Source organism: Corynebacterium sp. Marseille-P4611, assembly GCF_916618765.1.
Classification (GTDB): domain Bacteria; phylum Actinomycetota; class Actinomycetes; order Mycobacteriales; family Mycobacteriaceae; genus Corynebacterium; species Corynebacterium marquesiae.
In genome coordinates, this window is the sequence record NZ_CAKAKD010000001.1 from 1,720,229 (window position 1) to 1,739,387 (window position 19,159).

Genomic DNA, 19,159 nt, shown 5'->3' on the forward strand with positions numbered 1-19,159 from the left:
CTGCTAAATCACTCCCAAGGATGGTTACTTTGTGCCGGTCAGGCGGCACGATGGGAACCATGCTCAAAGTTTCACACCTTTCCAAGAATTTCCGTTCCTTTAAAGCAGTAGATGACCTCTCCTTCGAGGTTCCTGACGGTCAAGTCACCGGCTTCCTCGGACCGAATGGTTCCGGCAAATCCACCACCATGCGCATGTGCGTGGGGCTGGAGAATCCGACTTCCGGCACCGCGACTTTTGATGGCACGCCTTTCCGTGAACTGTCCAATCCCGCCACCATGGTGGGCACCTTGCTGGATGCGAACTGGTTCCACCCGGGCCGCAGCGCCCGTGCCCACCTGGGCTACATGGCCGCGCTGCAGGGCGTGTCTATGAACCACGTGGATGACACCTTGGACCGCGTCGGCCTAACTCAGGTAGCCACTAAGCGCGTGGGCGGCTATTCGCTAGGCATGAAGCAGCGCCTGGGCCTTGCTTGTGCGCTCATCGGCGAGCCGAAGCACTTGCTTCTCGACGAACCCGTCAACGGCCTCGACCCCGAAGGCGTGCACTGGATGCGTGCCCGCATCCGCGAATTCGCTGAGGCCGGTTGCTCCGTGCTGGTTTCCTCCCACCTACTTTCGGAAATGCAGCTCACCGCCGACCGCCTCGTAGTCATCGGCAAAGGCAAGCTGCTGGGCGAGGGCACGGTGGAAGAGTTCGTCAACGGCACGGGAGGCGCAAGCCTCGAGGTAATTGTGGACCAGCCCGATGAACTCCTGCGCCTACTGCACGGCACCGACGCGGAGACCTCCTTTGACGGTGAAGTCTTGCGCGTGCGCGGCCTCGAAGGCTCCGACATCGGCCGCATCTGCCTGGATAACCGCATTCTTATCTCCAGCTTGGAACGCAAACAGCCCTCCTTGGAAGAGGCCTACCTCGGCGCGACCGCCGACCACGTGGCCTACCGCTCCGCCTAAACGCATAACTCAACCTTTAAGGACAGATTTTCAATGAATACTGTGGTTTCAGAATCCCGCAAACTCTTTTCTCTTCGCTCTACCTGGGTCTACCTCGCCATCGTGGCACTCGGCATGACCGCCGGCGGCGTGCTTACGGCTTGGGGCTATGACTTCAACGGCACCGCGGACGGCAAGTTTCAATCCAGTGATGTCTTGGCAGCTAGTGACCTCGCCATGGTGGTGATGATCTTTGCATCTGCGATGATGGTCGGAGGTGACCTAGGAAAGGGAACCGTTGCATGGTCTTATCTTTCCTCCAACCGCCGCGTTGGCATAGTGCTCAGCCAATTCTTAGTCATCCTGGTATCACTCTTGCTCGCTGCCACGCTGGGTATAGCTGTGGGAACCTTGCTGATTGCGGCACTCGGCGGCGATATTGACTTCACAAGCTTTCACCAGTGGCCGGATTGCAACCGAGTGGTGTTTGCTTACCTGGAATGGGCCGGCTTTAGCCTGCTGGCTATGGGGTTGGCTTATCTCTTGCGTAGCGGCACATTTGCGGCGATGATCCTCGTGGTGGAGTTCTTTGTTCTTGAAACTGCGCTTATGGCATTTGACGCTTCGTGGGCAGAAGCGTTGTTGAGCTGCCTGCCCTTCGCCAATATGCAGACCTTGGTCCTGGGTAGCGATTTGGGCCCCTTGGACCATTCCCGCGGTGTGTCTGCTTTGATTCTGGGCGTCACGCTGGCAGTCTGCGTCGGCGGTGCGTGCGCAGTGTCCCGCCGTCGGTCCGTCGCCAAATAACTCCCAGAACTAACTACGCTGGTGGGCATGAGTGATGCACTTTTTGCCCGCATAGAACCTATCCAGACCATGCGGGATGGCACGGTCAAGCAGGTCAACCCGTTCTCTGGGACCGAGGTGTGGACCGTGCCAGGTCGCGGCAACCGCCCCCTGTCCACACCGGTGGCTAACCCGCAGCCTCTGCACGAAGAAGACTTCACCCACCGCTGCGCCTTTTGCTCAGGGCGCATGACTGATACCCCGCCGGAAAAGGCCCGCATCCTGCCATCCGGCGGGATTGTGCGTGGATTGCCCTTGAGCGAATACGGCCACACCGTTCCGGCCTTTCGCCGCATTCCTAATCTGTTTGAAATCGTCTCCTATGACTACTGGCACGCCAACTACGGCTTCGACATGGATGCTGAGACCCGCCAACGCATGGACAACTACCTTGCCGATCCTGCCGGCCGGGAACATGTGCTCAAGATCGTGCGCACGAAGCGCAAGGCAGCGCACCTGCCCGAGGCAAGCGAAGAGGAACTTATAGAACAGGCGGCGGGCTTTTTCGCAGGAGGCCACGACGTCATCGTGGCGGGCCGCCATTTTGAGCGCGGTGCACAGGATGATTCCCAAGTGGTATCTTCCGGCACCCTCAGCGCCGAAGAGCACCTGCTCTTTATGCAGCTGACTATCGACGCCATGCGGGACCTATACGAGCGCAACCGCTACGCACCCTATGTGGTGGCCTTCCAAAATTGGCTGCAGCCAGCCGGCGCCTCCTTTGAGCACCTGCACAAGCAACTCGTTGCCATCGATGACCGCGGCATGGCCTCCCACCGGGAGGTACAGATGCTGCGCAGCAATATGAACATATACAACGAGTGGGCCGTGGACTATGCCGCTAGCCGCAACCTCATCATTGCGGAAAATGACCATGCCGTCCTCTTCGCCGGCTTTGGGCATCGCTATCCCACCTTGGAGGTCTATTCCAAGTCCGCGACCTGTGAGCCCTGGCGGCAGTCGGAAGAAGAAATCCGCGCCATGAGCGACCTTGTTCACGCCGCCCACGCTGCTGTCGGCCGCGAGGTGCCCTGCAATGAGGAATGGCACCACAAGCCGGCCGACGTCGACGTTGCTCAGCCATGGCGCATCCTCATCAAGCTGCGCATTTCTACCCTTGCCGGATTCGAAGGCGGCACCAAGATTTATCTCAACACGATCTCGCCCTGGGATCTGCGCGATAGGGTAGTAGGCAAGCTTTACCCCTTGCGCGAGTCCGGGCATGTTGCCCGCTCGGTCCGCGTGGCTACCGAATGTTCGGTACAGCGCAATAGCCTGCTGTATAACCCGCAGCTGCGCTAAGCGGGCAGCATTGGGCTCAGCGCTTGACGACGAGCGTAAGCTCACTCGACCCCGGCCCTGGCTCCTCAACGGTCATACCCGCGGCGCGCGCGATGGCGGCAACGTCGGCGGCGCTATAGGCGTCGGCAGGCGAGAGCGCCAACTCGCGGGCTAAAAGACCCTTGTAGTGCTTATTGAAGTGGCTGACCACCTTGCGCGATCCATCGTCCTGCACGCTTTCCACCCGTACCGTTACCGCATCCTTTACCCGGCCGAGCTGCTGGTAAGTGCCCGAGCGCAGATCCACAATAAGCTCGTCTACTCCCTCGAGCGCCTGCGTGATCTGTGTGCCCCAACGTGACTTCATGGTGCGGCCGCCAAGCTTCGAGCCTCCCGAAAGCCGGTAATGCGGAATGGGGTCGCTGGCGCGGAGGACGCCAAAGAGGGCATCGCCAATAGCAAGGCGATCCCACGTGGGCAGGGAAGGGGCATCCAAGGCATCAAAAAGCACGCCGGTATAGCGCAACACGGCTGGCATGGTGGGGGTGGTGAAAAGCCCCTGGTTGGATTCGGCCTCACCGCGCAGCTTTTCCGAAAGCTTCAATACTTCCATGGCCTCGTCTACCGGAAGAGACTGCAGCTCAGCGGCAATTTCGCGCCGGGTATCGTGCAGTTCTGGGAAGGATAGCCGCTCAAAGTCAAGGGGCTGTCCCGTACCGCCATGAGCCTTAGTTTCTGAAGGAGGGAGGATAATGAGCATATATACAGGGTAGCGGGGTATATTTTTGTGCATGATTACCCGCCTTTCTGAACTATTTCTCCGTACCCTTCGTGAGGACCCCGCCGATGCCGAGGTCCCTAGCCATAAGCTGCTCGTACGCGCCGGTTATGTACGCCGCGTCGCGCCGGGCGTGTATACCTGGCTGCCGTTGGGTCTGCGCACCCTGCGCAAGATTGAAGATGTAGTCCGTCAGGAAATGGACGCCATTGGCGGCCAGGAAATGCTATTTCCTGCCCTGCTGCCGCGCGAGCCTTATGAAAAGACCAACCGCTGGGTGGAATATGGCGATAACCTCTTCCGCCTCAAGGACCGCAAGAACGCAGATATGCTGCTTGGCCCTACCCACGAGGAAATGTTTGCCAGCGCGGTCAAGGATATGTACTCCTCCTATAAGGATTTCCCGGTCACGCTGTATCAGATTCAGACCAAGTACCGCGATGAGGAGCGCCCCCGCGCTGGTGTGCTGCGTGGCCGCGAATTCACGATGAAGGATTCCTACTCCTTCGACATGACTGATGAGGAGTTGGACGAGTCCTACGGCCGCCACCGCAAGGCGTATCAGAATATCTTCAACCGCCTAGAGATCGATTACGCCATCTGTAAGGCCACCTCTGGTGCTATGGGTGGCTCCGCGTCCGAGGAATTCCTCGCCGTCTCTGAGGTGGGCGAGGATACCTTCGTGCGCTCCACCGAGGGCGACTACGCAGCCAACGTCGAAGCCGTGGTGACACCAGCACCGGCGGAAAAGGATATCGAGGGCCAGCCAGAGGCACAGGAGCATGACACCCCGGGAGCAGAGACCATTGAGAAGCTGGTCGAATGGGCCCAGGGCGCAGGCATTACTGTCGACGGCCGCGAGGTTACCGCGGCAGACACCCTCAAGTGCATGATGGTCAAGCTCTTCCACCCGGCCGTTGAGAGCGAAGAGCGCGAGTCCGAGTTGGCGGCCGTTCTCATCCCTGGCGACCGCGAGCTGGATGAAAAGCGCCTTGAGGCCGCACTCGAGCCGGTGGAGTTTGAGCTGGCCGGGGACAAGGACTTCGCAGACAATGACTTCTTGGTCAAGGGCTATGTGGGCCCGCGCGCTTTAAACGCCAATGGCATCAAGGTCCTGGCCGATCCGCGCGTGGTCAAGGGCACGGCGTGGATTACCGGTGCCGATGCGAGCGAGCGCCACGTGGTTGGCTGCGTGGCCGGCCGCGATTTCACCGTGGATGAGTTCATTGAGGCCGCAGAGGTTAAAGAAGGCGACCTGGCTCCTGAAAACCACGGCACCTTGACCTTGGAGCGCGGCATTGAGCTCGGTCATATCTTCCAGCTGGGCCGCAAGTACACCGAGGCCTTCGATGTCCAGATTTTGGACGAAAACGGCAAGCGCGCCGTTCCTACCATGGGGTCCTATGGCATTGGCATTACCCGCATGCTGGCCGTCCTGGCTGAGCAGCGCCACGATGACAAGGGCCTCAACTGGCCGGTTGCCGTCGCTCCTTACCAGGTACACGTAGCCGTTGCCAACAAGGATGCAGCAGCCATGGAGGCCGGCGACAAGCTGGTAGAAGAGCTATCTGCCAAGGGGCTCGAGGTGCTCTTCGATGACCGCCCAAAGGTCTCCCCAGGCGTGAAGTTCAAGGATGCAGAGCTCCTTGGCATGCCCTTCGTGGCAATTCTGGGCCGTGCCTTCAAGGAAGGCAAGATTGAGCTGCGCATCCGCGGGGGAGAGACCCTCGAGGTTCCAGCCGAGGACATCGTGGACAAGATCCTCGAGCTCGTGCATGGCTAAATAAGACCCAACTCTGCGCGGCGGGGTACCGTGGAAGGCATGAACTTTCAAAAGAATGGGCTTTCCACGGTGCTTTCAGCAATGGGCGTATTGCATTTTGTGAAGCCGAAGACTTTCGAATCCATTGTCCCGCCGCAACTGCCAGGTCCTGCGCGGTTCTATAACTTTGCTTCGGGCCTGTGGGAGATTGCCACCGGTGCCTTGCTTCGCCGCCGCGCCACCCGCGGCTTCGGCGGTGCCTCCGCACTCGCGCTCTTTGCAGCGGTGTGGCCGGCCAATATGTACCACGCCTGGATCGAGCGCAAGGCAGGGTGGCCAAAGAAGCTCTACCACATCATCCGCCAGCCGCTGCAGGTGTTGTTGATGATGTATGCCTGGAATATCGCCAAGCATGAGGCTTAAAGACACATTGCCTACATGCTAGCCAACTAGGTGGACACAAAAAGCCGGCCTCCTCCCTTACTCCGCGGGATTCCGCGGGATGGGGAGGAGGCCGGCTTCGTGTTAAATGCCGAAGCTAGAAACTAGCCGGCGACGGGGCCGCCGCAGTTAGGCCAAGCAGCAGCACCCTGGGTGGCCAGGACGCTTTCGGCCACGGCAATCTGTTGCTCGCGGGTTGCCTGGTCAGCGGTCGGGGCGTACTGAGTGCCGCCATTGGCAGCCCAGGTCTGCGCGTTGAACTGCAGACCACCCTGGTAACCGTTTCCGGTATTGATGTGCCAGTCACCGCCGGACTCGCAAGCAGCTACCTGATCCCAGGCGCTAGCCGGTGCGGCGGTAGCAGCAGGCGCGGCCAAGCCAGCAAGGCCGAGTGCTGCGGCGGATACGGTCAACATGGTCTTCTTAGAACGCATTGAGAGGAAACTCCTTCTCTTTGTGTCTGTCTAGCTTGCGGAATCTCCTGCAAGCTCATGGTGAACCAACCTACGCATGCTGGAGGAGCCGAGGCAATGCATAGGGCCGTAGAGGTTGCTGTCATTTCGCTGGCCGATTGCCAGCGGGCGGGCAGGTGGGGCTGATTGGGGCCGCAGTGGTCTAGTGCATGCCGTGGGACTCCGCCGCGATGCCAATGAGCCACGTAACCCATTCCTGATCCGGGGATTCTTCTTGCGCTGCACCTGTGGCGGCGGCGGACCACTTGCGGCCGTCGTGTTCGGCAAGGCCATCGATAAAGGCCAGCGCGGAAGCAGAATCGTGGGGCAGTTCTTGCTCTCCGGAAGTATAGGCCGACTCTGGCTGCGGAATGTTGCCGTAGCGGGCTAGTGCATCCTGGAGGGCGTCGATGCGGCGATGATGAACAGCTAGGCGATGATCCACCTTGTCCTCGTGCTCGGGGCCAACGTAGGCGCGGGCGAAATCTAGACCGAATACCTGCTCATACTCCCAGCTCAGGAGATCAGCAGCGCTTTTTTGCTCTGGTTGGGAAAGCTCGGGGATATCCGGGGCATCGCCAGGCAGCCAGGCATTGAGCGCGATGGCCTGCTCGGTAACTAGGACGCGCGATTCAACGGTGACTTCATCGGCCGCCTCTGTCGTCGCAGAAGCGGCATTTTCCATAATTTCGCCAGAGTCTGCGGCGTGATTGGCTTCGGTAGGGCGCTCTACCTCGCAGGAGCGTGGGGGATTGCCAGCATCATCCGTGCCGCATAGCCGTGTAATTTCGGCATACAGGGCGTCCGCCTGGGAGCTGCGCAGCCCTGCGGCATGGTCGTCGACGCCGCTGAGGGACAAGGCGTCGGTGGCGGCGGCGTCGGCAAGCGCCAGCAGCCTGCTTTCTGGCCGCGGGCCAAAGTAGTCGACGACGGAATCAACCGCTTGGCACCCAGCCAAGGTGGGCAGGGTGGCGGTTGTGGCTACGAGGGCTAAAGCTAAACGTCGGCGGTTCACGCAAAAGACTGTACCCCGTAGCACGTAGGCTAGTGCACATGGCTTTCCCAGATGCACAACAATTGACCGATCTCCTGCAACCCAAACTGGCTGAGCGGGGATTGGACGTAGAAGACATTAAAACCACCAAGGCGGGAAAGAAATCCCAGGTCATTATCCGTATTGATGGCGATAAGCGCCCTAGCTCCGATGTGTTGGAGGAAGTTTCCAACGAAATTTCTGCCTTCTTTGATGACAAGGAAGCGCAAGGAGAGCTGAACTTCGGTGCCGGCTATACCTTGGAGGTCTCCACCCCCGGCGTGGACTTGCCGCTCACCGCCCCGCGCCACTGGCGCCGCAATCGGGGGCGCAAGGTCTCCTTCGACCTTGGCGATGGTAAGACTCAATCGGCGCGCATTGGCGCGCTTAACGACGCCGCCGATGCCGTAATCCTCATCACGGCAAGCAAAAAGGACGTGCAGGCGCGCGCCGAACGATTGGAAAATATTGCCCGGGCAGTGGTAGAAATTGAGTTTGCACAGCCGTCCGAACAGGAGCTAGAGGCAGTGCGCAAGACGTTTGAAGAAGCCGAGAATTAACCGGCAACCGAGAGGAATGACAAGTGAATATTGATCTACAGGCACTTCGTACCATCGAGTCCGAGCGCAGCGTCCCCGTAAAGGACTTGCTGGAAGCGATTGCGGGTGCCTTGTTGTATTCCTACCTGGATTACCGCGAGTCTAATGCTGGCGGCAAGGTAGAAGGTGCCAAGTCCCGCGTCGATATCGACGCCACAACCGGTGCAGTCAGCGTCATTGTCTCGGAGCGTGACCCAGAAACTGGGGAAGTAACCACCGAATACGATGACACCCCGGAAAACTTTGGACGCGTGGGCGCACAGGCCGTGCGCGAGGCCATCCTGCGCAAGCTGCGCGAGGCCGAGGCAGAGCGTACCTTTGATTCCTACTCGGAGCTCACCGGCCGCGTTGTCAGCGGCATCGTCCAGCGCGATGCGCGCGCTAATGCCCGCGGCATCGTCGTGGTCCAGCTGGGCTCTGAGCTGGAGTCCCAGGACGGCATCTTGCTGCCTGCCGAGCAGATTCCGGGTGAAAAGCTCGAGCACGGTGACCGCATCAAGGCCTATGTCGTAGGCGTTAACCGCAATGGCGCCCAGGTACAGATCAATCTCTCTCGCACTCACCCGGAGCTGGTGCGTGGCCTCTTCGAGCTTGAAGTTCCAGAAGTTGCCGATGGCAGCGTAGAAATGATTGCCATTGCCCGCGAGGCAGGCCACCGTTCCAAGGTGGCCGTTGTGGGCCATGCCAAGGGCCTGAACGCAAAGGGAGCCTGCATTGGCCCGCGCGGTCAGCGCGTCAACAACATCATGCGCCAGCTCGGCGGTGAAAAGATTGACATCATCGACTTCAGCGAGGATCCCACGGTCTACGTAGGCAATGCCTTGGCCCCCTCGAAGGTGGTCAAGGTCACCGTTGTGGACAACGAGGCGCAGATCGCACGCGTGGTGGTGCCGGATTACCAGCTGTCCCTGGCTATTGGTAAAGAGGGCCAGAATGCCCGTCTTGCTGCCCGTTTGACCGGTTGGAAGATCGATATTCACTCGGACGCTGACGCTAATTAAGGATCTGCGCTGTTGTAGCGTAGGCTAGTAAACGGCCCAGTTGCAGATTGGGGCATATTGGCGACGCGAAAAGTAAGGAGATGAATGTCTGAGAGGAAACGACTCCGGACCTGCATCGCTACTCGCCGCCGCCTGCCAGATACGGACTTGCTACGGGTGGTCATCGACCACGATGATCCGCACGGCCGCCGTCTGGTAGCAGATCCACACCGCCGGCTTCCCGGCCGCGGGGCGTGGATTAGTCCCACACTATCTGCACTCGAGCTAGCGGAGCGCAAACGCGCCTTCAAGCGCGCGCTTCGCACGTCCGCACCCGTGGACACAGGTCAGGTACGGCAGTACTTGGAAGCGCATGGCGGACAAGTACCTAGCGTGGAAGATGCCGCGTTAGATTCGTACGAACCAGAGTTACAAAGGAAGACCGAACACTGATGAGCGCACAACGATGAAGCATCAGCGATGAAAGTCCTACACACCTAACTAGGGGTCAGGCCAGTTTCCGCGGCCTTGACTCCTAGTCGATACCAAGAGGAGACAAGTGCCCGGAAAGCTACGTGTTCACGAGCTCGCAAAGCAGCTCGGAGTAACCAGCAAGGAACTGCTCGCCACCCTGAAGGAACAGGGTGAGTTTGTAAAGACTGCTTCTTCCACCATCGAACCGCCGGTGGTTAAAAAGATGCGAGCACATTATGAAGCACAGTCCGGCGGCGATGACGCCGCCGAGAAGAAGCAAGACAATAAGCCTGCCAAGGGTGCCGCTAAGAGCACCGCAAAGGCGAGCGCCCCGAAGCCGGGTGCGAAGTCTGCTGCCCCTAAACCGGGCGCAGAGGCGCCAAAGCCAGGCGCGAAGGCCGCTGCCCCGAAGCCTGGCCAGGGCGCACCGAAGCCGGGACAGGGTGCTGCTAAGCCCGGCGCAAAGCCAGCTGCCCCGAAGCCGGGTGCTCAGGCCCCGAAGCCGGGTGCAAAGTCCGCCGCACCGAAGCCCGGCCAGGGCGCACCAAAGCCTGGCCAGGCTGGCGGCAAGAAGTCGGGCGAGCGTCCGACTCCAGGCAATTCCATGCCTCGTCCTATGCCGAAGCCAGGCGGCTCCCGTCGCGTAGCCAATAACCCGTTCTCCACGGGTGGCGGCGACAACCGTCCGGGCCCTCGCCCAGGCGGCTCCAAGGGTCAGCGTGGCGGCAATAAGCCCGGCGATAACCGCGGTAAGCGCGGTGGCCAGAACGAGGGCGGCAATAGCCGTCAGGGCGGCAATAACCAGGGTGGCGGCGGTCGTCGTCCATCCCCGGCCATGATGCCGTCCCACCCGAACCCTGCGTCGATGCCGTCTAAGGCACCGAGCGGCGGTGGACGTGGCGGCCGCGGTCGCGGCGGTCACGGCGGACCGGGTCACGGTGGCCCAGGTGGCGGCCGTCCAGGCGGTTTCCGCGGAGGCGGACGCGGCGGACGTCGCGGTGGCACCGCAGGTGCATTCGGCCGTCCAGGTGGCGCTCCACGTAAAGGCAAGAAGTCCAAGCGTCAGAAGCGCCATGAGTACGAGGAGCAGCAAAAGCATGTCGTAGGCGGCGTGCGCTTGCCAGATGGCAAGGGCCAGACCGTCCGCCTGCGTCGTGGCGCATCCCTGTCTGACTTCGCCGAGAAGATCGGCGCGGATCCGGCAGCACTGGTGCAGGCACTGTTCAACCTCGGTGAAATGGTGACGGCAACCGCTTCGGTATCGGAAGATACGCTGCAGCTGCTTGGCTCCGAGATCAACTACAACGTCGAGGTCGTCTCCCCTGAGGACGAGGACCGCGAGCTGCTCGAGTCCTTCGACCTGAAGTTCGGCGAGGACGAAGGCGGCGAGGAAGCACTGGAGAATCGTCCTCCAGTCGTCTCCGTTATGGGTCACGTTGACCACGGTAAGACCCGGCTGTTGGATGCCATCCGTAAGACCAACGAGGGCGCCCGCGAGGAAGGCGGCATCACCCAGGGCATTGGTGCCTACCAAACAACGGTGGACGTGGACGGCGAGCGCACCATCACCTTCCTGGATACCCCGGGCCACGAGGCCTTTACCGCCATGCGTGCCCGTGGTGCTAAGTCCACCGACTTGGCCATCCTCGTGGTTGCCGCCGATGACGGCGTCATGCCACAGACCGTGGAGGCCATCAACCACGCCAAGGCTGCCGATATTCCGGTCGTCGTGGCTGTGAACAAGGTGGATAAGCCGGAAGCTCAGCCGGATAAGATCCGTGGCCAGCTCACCGAGTACGGCCTGGTTCCGGAAGAGTACGGCGGTGACACCATGTTCGTGGATATTTCCGCGAAGCAGGGCAAGAACATTGACCAGTTGCTTGAGTCGGTCATCTTGACCGCGGATGCCGCCTTGGAGCTGACCGCTAACCCAGACATGGACGCACAGGGCGTGGCCATTGAGTCGCACCTGGATCGCGGCCGTGGTCCGGTGGCAACGGTCATCATTCAGCGCGGTACCTTGCACGTGGGTGACTCCATCGTCGTCGGTGATGCGCACGGTCGTGTCCGCCGCATGCTCGATGAGTTTGGCGAAGATGTCGAAGAGGCTGGCCCATCCCGTCCGGTGCAGGTCCAGGGTCTGTCCGGTGTGCCGGGTGCAGGCGATAACCTGCTCGTGGTGGAAGACGACCGCGTTGCCCGCCAGATTGCTAACCAGCGTGATGCTCGCAAGCGCTCTGCCCTGCAGGCCAAGCAGCGCAAGCGCGTCTCCCTGGAGGATCTGGACAAGGTATTGCAAGAGACTTCGACCCTCAACCTCATCCTCAAGGGCGACAACGCCGGTTCCGTCGAGGCGCTGGAAGATGCCCTGCTGGATATCAAGACCGAGGACGAAGTCGAGCTCAACATCATCGACCGTGGTGTTGGTGCTGTGACCGAGACCAACGTATCTCTCGCAGCGGCTTCCGACGCCGTCATTATTGCCTTCAACACTCGTGCGGAAGGCAAGGCAACGGAGATGGCTACCCAAGAGGGCGTGGATATTCGTTACTACACGATCATCTACAAGGCCATCGAAGAGGTCGAGGCTGCGCTCAAGGGCATGCTCAAGCCGATTTACGAGGAACGCGACACCGGTGCGGCCGAAATCCGCGCCCTGTTCAAGTCCTCCGCGGTGGGTACCATCGCCGGCTGCATGGTTACCGAGGGCAAGGTTGTCCGCAACGGCAAGGTTCGCCTGCTGCGCGATAACAACGTCATCACTGCCGATGCCAAGATTGAGTCCCTGCGTCACGAAAAGGACGACGCAACCGAAATCAAGGCCGGCTACGAGTGCGGTATGGTGCTCTCTTACCCGGATATTCAGGTAGGCGACATCATCCAGGCCTACGAAGAGGTCGAGGTTCCGCGTACCTAGTCCGCAAGCGGCGTAAATAAAATCGCCAGGTGTTTCCCCGATTGGGGAAGCCCTGGCGATTTTATTTGCAGCTTCTGCTGAACTTTAGTATTTAAACTATCTAGACAGGTTTACGACAAGTTGGGTTTGCTAATGCGTGCCTTGTTTAGCAGAGAAGTTGAGGAATGCAAGAAATTTTTCGGCCTTGATTTGGGGCTCACCAAGCAGGTCGAATACCCAGTCCTCAAGTGGGAGCATTTCCTTGTTGCCATCGTTGAACCGAAGGCCGATACTATTTTCCGTAGCCTCGCCGTGGGCCAAGTCCGACCACGTTCCAGTGCGTTTCGAAAGTAGCCATTGGCCCAAAACGTAGGTGATTCCTATTCTTCCTTCTTCGGCTTTTGTGCTGGAAGTGAGCAACCTGTGCAGTACCACTTCACTAATCTGTTCTTGATCGTTTAGCCACTCTTGCGTGAGTTTAGCCCTTTCGAGGCAGCTTGCTGCTTTGTTCGGAGCATCGGCGTGAAACTCATTTAAAGGCTGGGGCGTGACGCTCGCTGTTTCTGGCTTAGATTGGTTTTGGTCTTGCAAATCCTAGGTCCTTAGATGCCATACTCCGTTTCCCCAGTTGCTTTCGTAATTGCAAGTTGCTCTTCTCGCCCAATTAGCTGTCGCTGGGTCTTTACGTAACTCCTTCAGCGATCTTTCACACTGATCTTTTGTGTCATAAAGGAAGTTTCCGATGTCGGCGGTGGCAATATTTGAGGAAAGAAGGAGGGAAAATGCTGATACAATCGCGATGATTAGGGTCCTCATTCTGCTGCGTGTATCTAGCATTCTTGAATACCGTCCATTCGCTTTGTCGGAGACCATTCAAAGTTCCTCCGCGAATGTGCTTTTACCAACAGGCATTGTGTGTCGAAATCAAATGCAACGATTACTTTGACGTTCATATCAAAATCGCAATCGTTATAGACTTGAATTGCGCCCTTTTCCTTCTCAGAATGAATGCAAGCAGGAACAGGATCTCCCGGGCTTCTTTCCCCTGTGGAATATGGTTGCAGGCTTGGGGCGCCGTCAGAATCTACATTGAGAATGACGAATTGAGGGGGATCGTTAAGCGTTTCATTTGTGGCAGAGGCTGGAGGGACTGCAAAGCCGCCGAGGATACAAGCGGCGGTAGTGATCGATGCGGCTATTTTATAAGGTTTCACGTTTCTCTATTCAGGCTCGTGGTGGGGTGAAACACTTTTGACCATAGTTTCGGAAACGTTTTAATTCAAGGGGTCCATAAGATATATATATGGTTTTATTGCATGTTCGAGATACTCAGAATTGCCTTCATGTGCAGTTAATTTTCTGCCACAGGACATGCATGCGGAGTAATGTAAGATGGACACAATTTTATAGATCTTGGTAGAGATCGATAGTTCGACGGAGAGGGAGTTGCACCATGGTTGACCACGCGCGTGCTGCACGAATGGCCAAGCGTATTAAGGAAATCGTGGCGAGTGCCATAGAACGCGAGATCAAGGATCGCCGCCTCGAGTTGGTGACCATCACAGATACTCGAGTGACGGGCGACCTGCACGATGCCACCGTTTTTTATACCGTGCGCGGAAAAGACATTGACTCCGAGCCAGACTTCGCACAAGCAGAAGAAGCCCTCAAGCGCGCTAAAGGTCAGCTGCGCAAGATTGTGGGCGATCAACTCTCGGTGCGGTTTACCCCGACGCTAACCTTCGAGGTCGATACCGTTCCGGAGGCCTCTGCTCATTTGGAAGAACTTCTGGCCCGTGCTCGCGCCCGCGATGAAGAACTGGCAAAGCTGAAGGAAAACGCCCAGCCGGCAGGGGATGCGAACCCGTATAAGACCTCCGATGAAGACGAGGCTTAAGTGACCAAGAAGCAATACGAGCCGGCAGTTGCCGCTTTGCACGATGCTCACAGCATCTGTATTGTGACGCATTTGCGGCCGGATGCCGATGCCATCGGCTCTGCTGCGGCGTTGCTGCTCGCGCTGCGTCAACGGGGCAAAGACGTGTGCGCCGTTGTGGGCCAGGAGCGGGAAATTTCCCGTAACCTTTACACCATTCCTGCCGCCGACGACGTCACCACTAGTCTTAAGCTGCCGGAAGGCTATGACCTCTACGTCACCGTTGATTGTGGTTCTTTGGACCGAACGGGGTTCTTTGCGGATCGGATTGAACAGCTAGCCCAGCAGGGCCGGGTTCTGTGCATTGACCATCATTCTTCTAACCCAGGGTTTGGTGCCATCAATGTGGTGGACACTGCATGTGAATCCACCACCGTGGTCTTGCTGAGAATCCTGGATTCACTGGAGATTCAGATTGACCGTCATATTGCGCACTGCTTATATGCCGGTTTGATGACCGATACTGGCAGCTTCCGCTGGGGTAGGCCGGCTATGCACGATATTGCCACCCGCCTCATGCACTACAATCTTGATACCAAGCAGATCGCAGCTGACCTTTTAGATTCCACCACTCCGGACGATCTTCAGATGATCGGTAGGGTATTGGCCGGTTTGCGACTCGAAGAAGCAGGGGAGCACACCCTAGGCATTCTCGTCGCGCGGCTGGAAGATATCCAGGGACACTCCGATTCGGCTGTCGAATCACTAGTGGAGTTCGTTCGCGCGCTTGAAGGAACCACCGTCGGCGTGGTGTTTAAGGAACAAGCTCCGGAGGTGTGGGCGGTTTCTTTGCGTTCTTCTTGCATTGATTGTTCTTCGGTGGCGCTAACCTTCGGCGGCGGCGGGCATGTACCGGCCGCGGGCTATACCGCCCACGGGGCCCCGGAAGAGATTATTAAGGAATTGGTGGCCGCTATCCAATGAGAAATAGGCAGACGGATGGAATGAACGCTCAGGATCGCTCCACCGCCGGCACGGTAACCGCACGCGAGGTCTTTGGCCTCGCGTTTCCCGCGCTTGGCGTACTTGCGGCCATGCCGCTCTATCTTTTGCTAGATACCGCGGTTGTCGGTCGTCTTGGTGCCCAAGAGCTCGCCTCGCTTGCTGCAGCCACCACAATTCACTCCGTGGTGACGACGCAGTTGACTTTCTTGTCCTACGGCACGACCGCTCGCTCTGCTCGGCTCTTTGGCTCCGGCAAGCGCGAAGCTGCGGTTGCTGAAGGCGTGCAAGCCACCTATGTGGCTCTAGGAATTGGCGGGCTGCTCGCGGTAATCATGTGGATTTTCGGCGGAGTATTTGCCCGTGCTCTAACCGGTGATCCCACTACAGCCGCCGGGACGGCCTTGTGGCTGCGTATCGCAGCTCTGGCTATTCCCGTTACTCTGGTGGAGATGGCTGGTAACGGCTGGATGCGCGGTGTCCAAGATACGAAGAAGCCACTGTACTTTACTTTGTCGGGCATGATTCCCGGCGCTATTGCGGTGCCCATCTTCGTTCATTTCTGGGGGCTGGCAGGCTCGGCCATGGCCACGGTATTAGGCATGAGCATTATTGCTGCGCTATTCGTCCGCGAATTGCACAAGGAACATACCGGCTCCTGGCAATTTCAGTGGCATGTGGTACGCGAACAGCTTATCTTAGGGCGCGATCTTATTTTGCGTTCGGCTAGCTTCCAGGTGGCGTTTCTTACCGCCACGGCTGTAGTTTCCCGCGTTGGTACCGCTTCTTTGGCCGGTCACCAGATCATGATGCAGCTATGGAACTTCATGTCCCTCATCTTGGATTCGTTGGCCATTGCCGCGCAATCATTGACCGGTGCTGCACTAGGTGCTGGCTCTGCGCGGCACGCACGAAGTGTGGGCAGCAAGGTGGCGTTGTACTCTACGATTTTCTCTGGCCTCTTGGCTGTCGTATTTGCTGCTGGTGCAGGGATTATTCCGCGCATCTTCACCTCCGCTCCGGAAGTGCTCGATGCCATCTCCCAGCCGTGGTGGATCCTGGTAGCCATGGTTATCGGTGGTGGCGTGGTCTTCGCCTTCGATGGTGTCTTGCTGGGCGCGGGCGATGCTGCGTTCCTGCGCACGCTGACCATTTCTTCGGTCCTGGTGGGATTTTTGCCGGGCGTTATCTTGGCGCACTTCATGGGTACAGGCTTAACCGGCGTGTGGTGTGGCCTCGCCGCTTTCATTGCTTTCCGTATGGTGGGTGTGGTCTACCGGTTCCGTTCGATGAAATGGGCCGTAGTACAGGAGCGCTAGCTGCGCTAAAGTGGGCGTGTTCATACTCTCGCGCGGTGCCCGGCTCCGTGCAGCGCGCAGATTCTAGGAAGGCGGGTGAGAAACCTATGCCAACAGTGTGGGCGGTTTCTGACCTGCATGGAGCGGTCAAAACCAATAGCGAGCGCATTGATCAGCTCACCCCGCCCGATCCCGCAGATTGGCTCATCGTGGCCGGGGACGTTGCAGAACGCACCGATCTCATTATTCGTATTTTGCGCCAGCTCAATGATCGTTATGCCAGGGTCATCTGGGTGCCGGGTAACCATGAGCTATTCTCCCGCTCCCAAGACCGGTATCAAGGCCGAGAAAAGTATGCGCACCTGGTGGAAAGGTGCAGGGAAATTGGAGTTATTACTCCCGAAGACCCGTATCCGGTATTCCACGGGACCACCATCGTTCCGCTATTTACTTTGTATGATTACAGTTTCCGTCCGCATGGCCTTACCGTGGACGAAGCTATTGACGCGGCGCGCGCAAAACAACTGATGATGACCGATGAGTTCGCCATCGCCCCCTTCGTAGACGTGCGGGCGTGGTGTTGGGACAGGTTGGCATATTCCATCAAGCGCCTTTCCCGAGTACATGGTCCTACCGTGTTGGTTAACCATTGGCCGTTGGTCCAAGAGCCGACAATGTTATTGCGCTTTCCTGAAATTTCCTTGTGGTGCGGAACCAGGCATACGCGGTCATGGCCGCGGCGCTATAACGCGCAGTCCGTCATCTATGGGCACCTGCATATGCCGTCTCGCATGAATGTGGACGGCGTTGACCACATCGAAACATCATTGGGGTATCCGCGTGAATGGCAGGGGCGTGAGAGCGCCCAGGCGTGGCCCTATCCGGTACTGCGTTCCTTTGTAGAGGAGGGAACACGATGATGTATCCAGAGCTATTTCCAGAAAGTGCGCGCTATTGCTACGTACGCACGGACTCTAGCTATACGGATTTGGCCAATTTTGAAGAACTCGCGGCCGAAGAAAAGTCTCTGGTTTCCCAGGCAGTTGATGTACGCAAGGCCGAGTTCGGAGATGCTCGGTGGTGTGCGCACCGAGCCTTGCAGGAATTGGGGGCCAGCCCGGCGACGCCGATTCTGCGCGGCGAGCGGGGCATGCCGCTGTGGCCCGAGGGTTTTGTAGGCTCGATGACGCATACCGAGGGGATGCGGGCTGCGGTGGTTGCCCCTACTTCAGCCTTAAAATCCGTAGGCCTGGATGCAGAACCCGCCGAACCGCTGCCGGATCATGTGCTTACCATGATTGCCCGAGCGGGGGAGATGCCGCAGCTTTTGCGGCTTCGTGAGGCGGGGATTACCTGCCCGGACCGATTGCTCTTTTGTGCCAAGGAGGCCACGTATAAGTCGTGGTTTCCCATGACCTTTCGCTGGCTGGACTTTGACCAAGCAGAAATTGACCTGCGCGAGGATGGCACGCTTATTTCCTATATTTTAGCAAGGCCCACACCGGTGCCTTTTATCACTGGGCGCTGGGTAATTCGAGACGGCTACGTTATCGTCTCTACCTCGGTTCCGGCTTTAGACTTTAGCCACTAAAGGGTAGAGGGCCGTGCCACAAATACGGTGGCCAGGCGCTTGCCTTTTTCTTTAATGAGCGCCACGGCTTGGCCATTAGGGGCCACAGCAGCGTGGACGCCCTTGAGCCCGCGGGGCTCAAGCCACTTGCCCATGGCGAGGGCGGCTGCCTCCTCCTCTGTGACGGAAAGGACGGGGAAGCAGCGAGCCAAGGCCTCATCCAAGCTGAGGGAAAGGCGAGGGGATTCGGCAAGGGCGTCGAGCGAGAGGGCGTCGGCAAGCGCAAAAGGGCCCACCTTAGTGCGGCGCAAGGCGGTCAGGTGCCCGCCCACGTGTAGGGCCTCGCCCAGATCGCGGGCCAGGGAGCGAATATAGGTGCCGGAAGAACAATCCACCGTGACGTCTAGATCGATGTAGTCGCCCTCGTGGCGCTCTGCCAGAACGTCAAACTTATCTACCGTTACTGGGCGGGCGGGAATGTCTACCTCCTGGCCCTCGCGTACTAGCTCATGGGCGCGACGGCCGTTAATTTTAATAGCGGAAACGGCCGCGGGCTTTTGCATAATATCGCCGGTGAGCTTGGCAATCTCTGCCTCGATTGCGGTGCGGTCAATGGCCGCAGCGCTAGCGCCCCAGCAGCGTTCTCCCTCGGCGTCATCAGTTGTGGTGGCGGCGCCGAGGCGAATGGTGGCGTCATAGGACTTAGTGGAGGCAACCATGTGGGCCAAGAACTTAGTGCCACGCTCCAAGCCAAGGACAAGCACGCCGGTGGCCATGGGGTCGAGAGTGCCAGCGTGGCCTACCTTCTTGGTGTGAAAGTACCTGCGTAGGCGGCCGACAACATCGTGGGAGGTCATGCCGGCGGGTTTGTCTACGATGACGAGTCCGGAGTTTGCGAGCGCATCAGTCATAGCCTCTAAGTCTATGCTCTAC

The 19,159-nt window shown here is 58.7% G+C and carries 20 protein-coding genes; 14 read left to right on the forward strand and 6 right to left on the reverse strand.

Features of this window, described 5'->3' with window-relative positions:
* Positions 1-59: 59 nt before the first annotated feature.
* The 3 genes from LG376_RS08255 to LG376_RS08265 are packed head-to-tail and all read left to right on the forward strand — an operon-like array spanning position 60 to position 3,086.
* Positions 60-959: an ABC transporter ATP-binding protein gene (locus LG376_RS08255; protein WP_179386638.1), complete on the forward strand. Its 900-nt coding sequence runs from the start codon at positions 60-62 to the stop codon at positions 957-959.
* 33 nt (positions 960-992) lie between these two features.
* Positions 993-1,745, forward strand: a complete 753-nt coding sequence (locus tag LG376_RS08260) for an ABC transporter permease (protein ID WP_005325189.1) — start codon at positions 993-995, stop codon at positions 1,743-1,745.
* A gap of 27 nt (positions 1,746-1,772) precedes the next feature.
* Positions 1,773-3,086 (forward strand): DUF4921 family protein, encoded by a 1,314-nt coding sequence (locus LG376_RS08265; protein ID WP_225746805.1) that lies wholly within the window; start codon positions 1,773-1,775, stop codon positions 3,084-3,086.
* A gap of 16 nt (positions 3,087-3,102) precedes the next feature.
* On the opposite strand, the gene yaaA is transcribed toward LG376_RS08265, so the two are convergent.
* Positions 3,103-3,825 (reverse strand): peroxide stress protein YaaA, encoded by a 723-nt coding sequence (yaaA, locus tag LG376_RS08270; RefSeq protein ID WP_225746806.1) that lies wholly within the window; start codon positions 3,823-3,825, stop codon positions 3,103-3,105.
* A 31-nt stretch (positions 3,826-3,856) separates the two neighbouring features.
* Here yaaA and LG376_RS08275 point away from each other — a divergent pair, with 31 nt between their 5' ends.
* Together LG376_RS08275 and LG376_RS08280 are read left to right on the forward strand one after the other, a co-directional pair.
* The gene (locus LG376_RS08275; protein WP_225746807.1) at positions 3,857-5,626 is read left to right on the forward strand and encodes a proline--tRNA ligase; all 1,770 of its coding nucleotides are present in this window, start codon (positions 3,857-3,859) and stop codon (positions 5,624-5,626) included.
* 39 nt (positions 5,627-5,665) lie between these two features.
* The gene (locus LG376_RS08280) at positions 5,666-6,028 is read left to right on the forward strand and encodes a membrane protein (RefSeq protein ID WP_034668463.1); all 363 of its coding nucleotides are present in this window, start codon (positions 5,666-5,668) and stop codon (positions 6,026-6,028) included.
* Positions 6,029-6,150: 122 nt separating this feature from the next.
* On the opposite strand, the gene LG376_RS08285 is transcribed toward LG376_RS08280, so the two are convergent.
* Both LG376_RS08285 and LG376_RS08290 read right to left on the reverse strand, forming a co-directional pair.
* A complete protein-coding gene (locus LG376_RS08285; protein ID WP_049361177.1) occupies positions 6,151-6,480 on the reverse strand; it encodes a transglycosylase family protein in 330 nt (109 codons plus the stop codon).
* 181 nt (positions 6,481-6,661) lie between these two features.
* Entirely contained in the window at positions 6,662-7,513 is an 852-nt protein-coding gene (locus LG376_RS08290; RefSeq protein ID WP_225746808.1) for a DUF4439 domain-containing protein, read from the reverse strand.
* A gap of 38 nt (positions 7,514-7,551) precedes the next feature.
* On the opposite strand from LG376_RS08290, the gene rimP reads away from it, so the two are divergent.
* From rimP to infB, 4 genes are all read left to right on the forward strand, one after another.
* Entirely contained in the window at positions 7,552-8,091 is a 540-nt protein-coding gene (gene rimP, locus LG376_RS08295; RefSeq protein ID WP_005325182.1) for a ribosome maturation factor RimP, read from the forward strand.
* A gap of 23 nt (positions 8,092-8,114) precedes the next feature.
* Positions 8,115-9,131 carry a transcription termination factor NusA gene (nusA, locus tag LG376_RS08300; protein WP_005325181.1) on the forward strand — a complete coding sequence of 339 codons (1,017 nt, stop codon included), beginning with the start codon at positions 8,115-8,117 and terminating at the stop codon, positions 9,129-9,131.
* Between the two features lie 84 nt (positions 9,132-9,215).
* A complete protein-coding gene (locus tag LG376_RS08305) occupies positions 9,216-9,563 on the forward strand; it encodes a YlxR family protein (RefSeq protein WP_225746809.1) in 348 nt (115 codons plus the stop codon).
* 106 nt (positions 9,564-9,669) lie between these two features.
* The gene (gene infB / locus LG376_RS08310) at positions 9,670-12,501 is read left to right on the forward strand and encodes a translation initiation factor IF-2 (RefSeq protein ID WP_225746810.1); all 2,832 of its coding nucleotides are present in this window, start codon (positions 9,670-9,672) and stop codon (positions 12,499-12,501) included.
* A 129-nt stretch (positions 12,502-12,630) separates the two neighbouring features.
* On the opposite strand, the gene LG376_RS08315 is transcribed toward infB, so the two are convergent.
* Positions 12,631-13,071: a hypothetical protein gene (locus LG376_RS08315; RefSeq protein WP_005325175.1), complete on the reverse strand. Its 441-nt coding sequence runs from the start codon at positions 13,069-13,071 to the stop codon at positions 12,631-12,633.
* 239 nt (positions 13,072-13,310) lie between these two features.
* Entirely contained in the window at positions 13,311-13,694 is a 384-nt protein-coding gene (locus tag LG376_RS08320) for a hypothetical protein (RefSeq protein ID WP_152687323.1), read from the reverse strand.
* Between the two features lie 239 nt (positions 13,695-13,933).
* On the opposite strand from LG376_RS08320, the gene rbfA reads away from it, so the two are divergent.
* The 5 genes from rbfA (at position 13,934) to LG376_RS08345 (ending at position 18,247) form a co-directional block, all read left to right on the forward strand.
* Positions 13,934-14,377, forward strand: a complete 444-nt coding sequence (gene rbfA / locus LG376_RS08325; protein ID WP_225746811.1) for a 30S ribosome-binding factor RbfA — start codon at positions 13,934-13,936, stop codon at positions 14,375-14,377.
* A complete protein-coding gene (locus LG376_RS08330) occupies positions 14,378-15,340 on the forward strand; it encodes a bifunctional oligoribonuclease/PAP phosphatase NrnA (RefSeq protein ID WP_049377447.1) in 963 nt (320 codons plus the stop codon).
* 20 nt (positions 15,341-15,360) lie between these two features.
* Complete coding sequence (locus LG376_RS08335; RefSeq protein ID WP_225746812.1) at positions 15,361-16,677, forward strand: MATE family efflux transporter; 1,317 nt, start codon at positions 15,361-15,363, stop codon at positions 16,675-16,677.
* Between the two features lie 86 nt (positions 16,678-16,763).
* Complete coding sequence (locus tag LG376_RS08340) at positions 16,764-17,576, forward strand: metallophosphoesterase (RefSeq protein ID WP_049377445.1); 813 nt, start codon at positions 16,764-16,766, stop codon at positions 17,574-17,576.
* Positions 17,573-18,247, forward strand: a complete 675-nt coding sequence (locus LG376_RS08345; RefSeq protein ID WP_034668458.1) for a 4'-phosphopantetheinyl transferase — start codon at positions 17,573-17,575, stop codon at positions 18,245-18,247. The genes LG376_RS08340 and LG376_RS08345 overlap by 4 nt, the downstream gene beginning before the upstream one ends.
* Here LG376_RS08345 and truB read toward each other — a convergent pair.
* Positions 18,244-19,137, reverse strand: coding sequence for a tRNA pseudouridine(55) synthase TruB (gene truB, locus LG376_RS08350; RefSeq protein WP_225746813.1), 894 nt, complete (start codon positions 19,135-19,137; stop codon positions 18,244-18,246). The genes LG376_RS08345 and truB overlap by 4 nt on opposite strands.
* Positions 19,138-19,159: the final 22 nt, after the last annotated feature.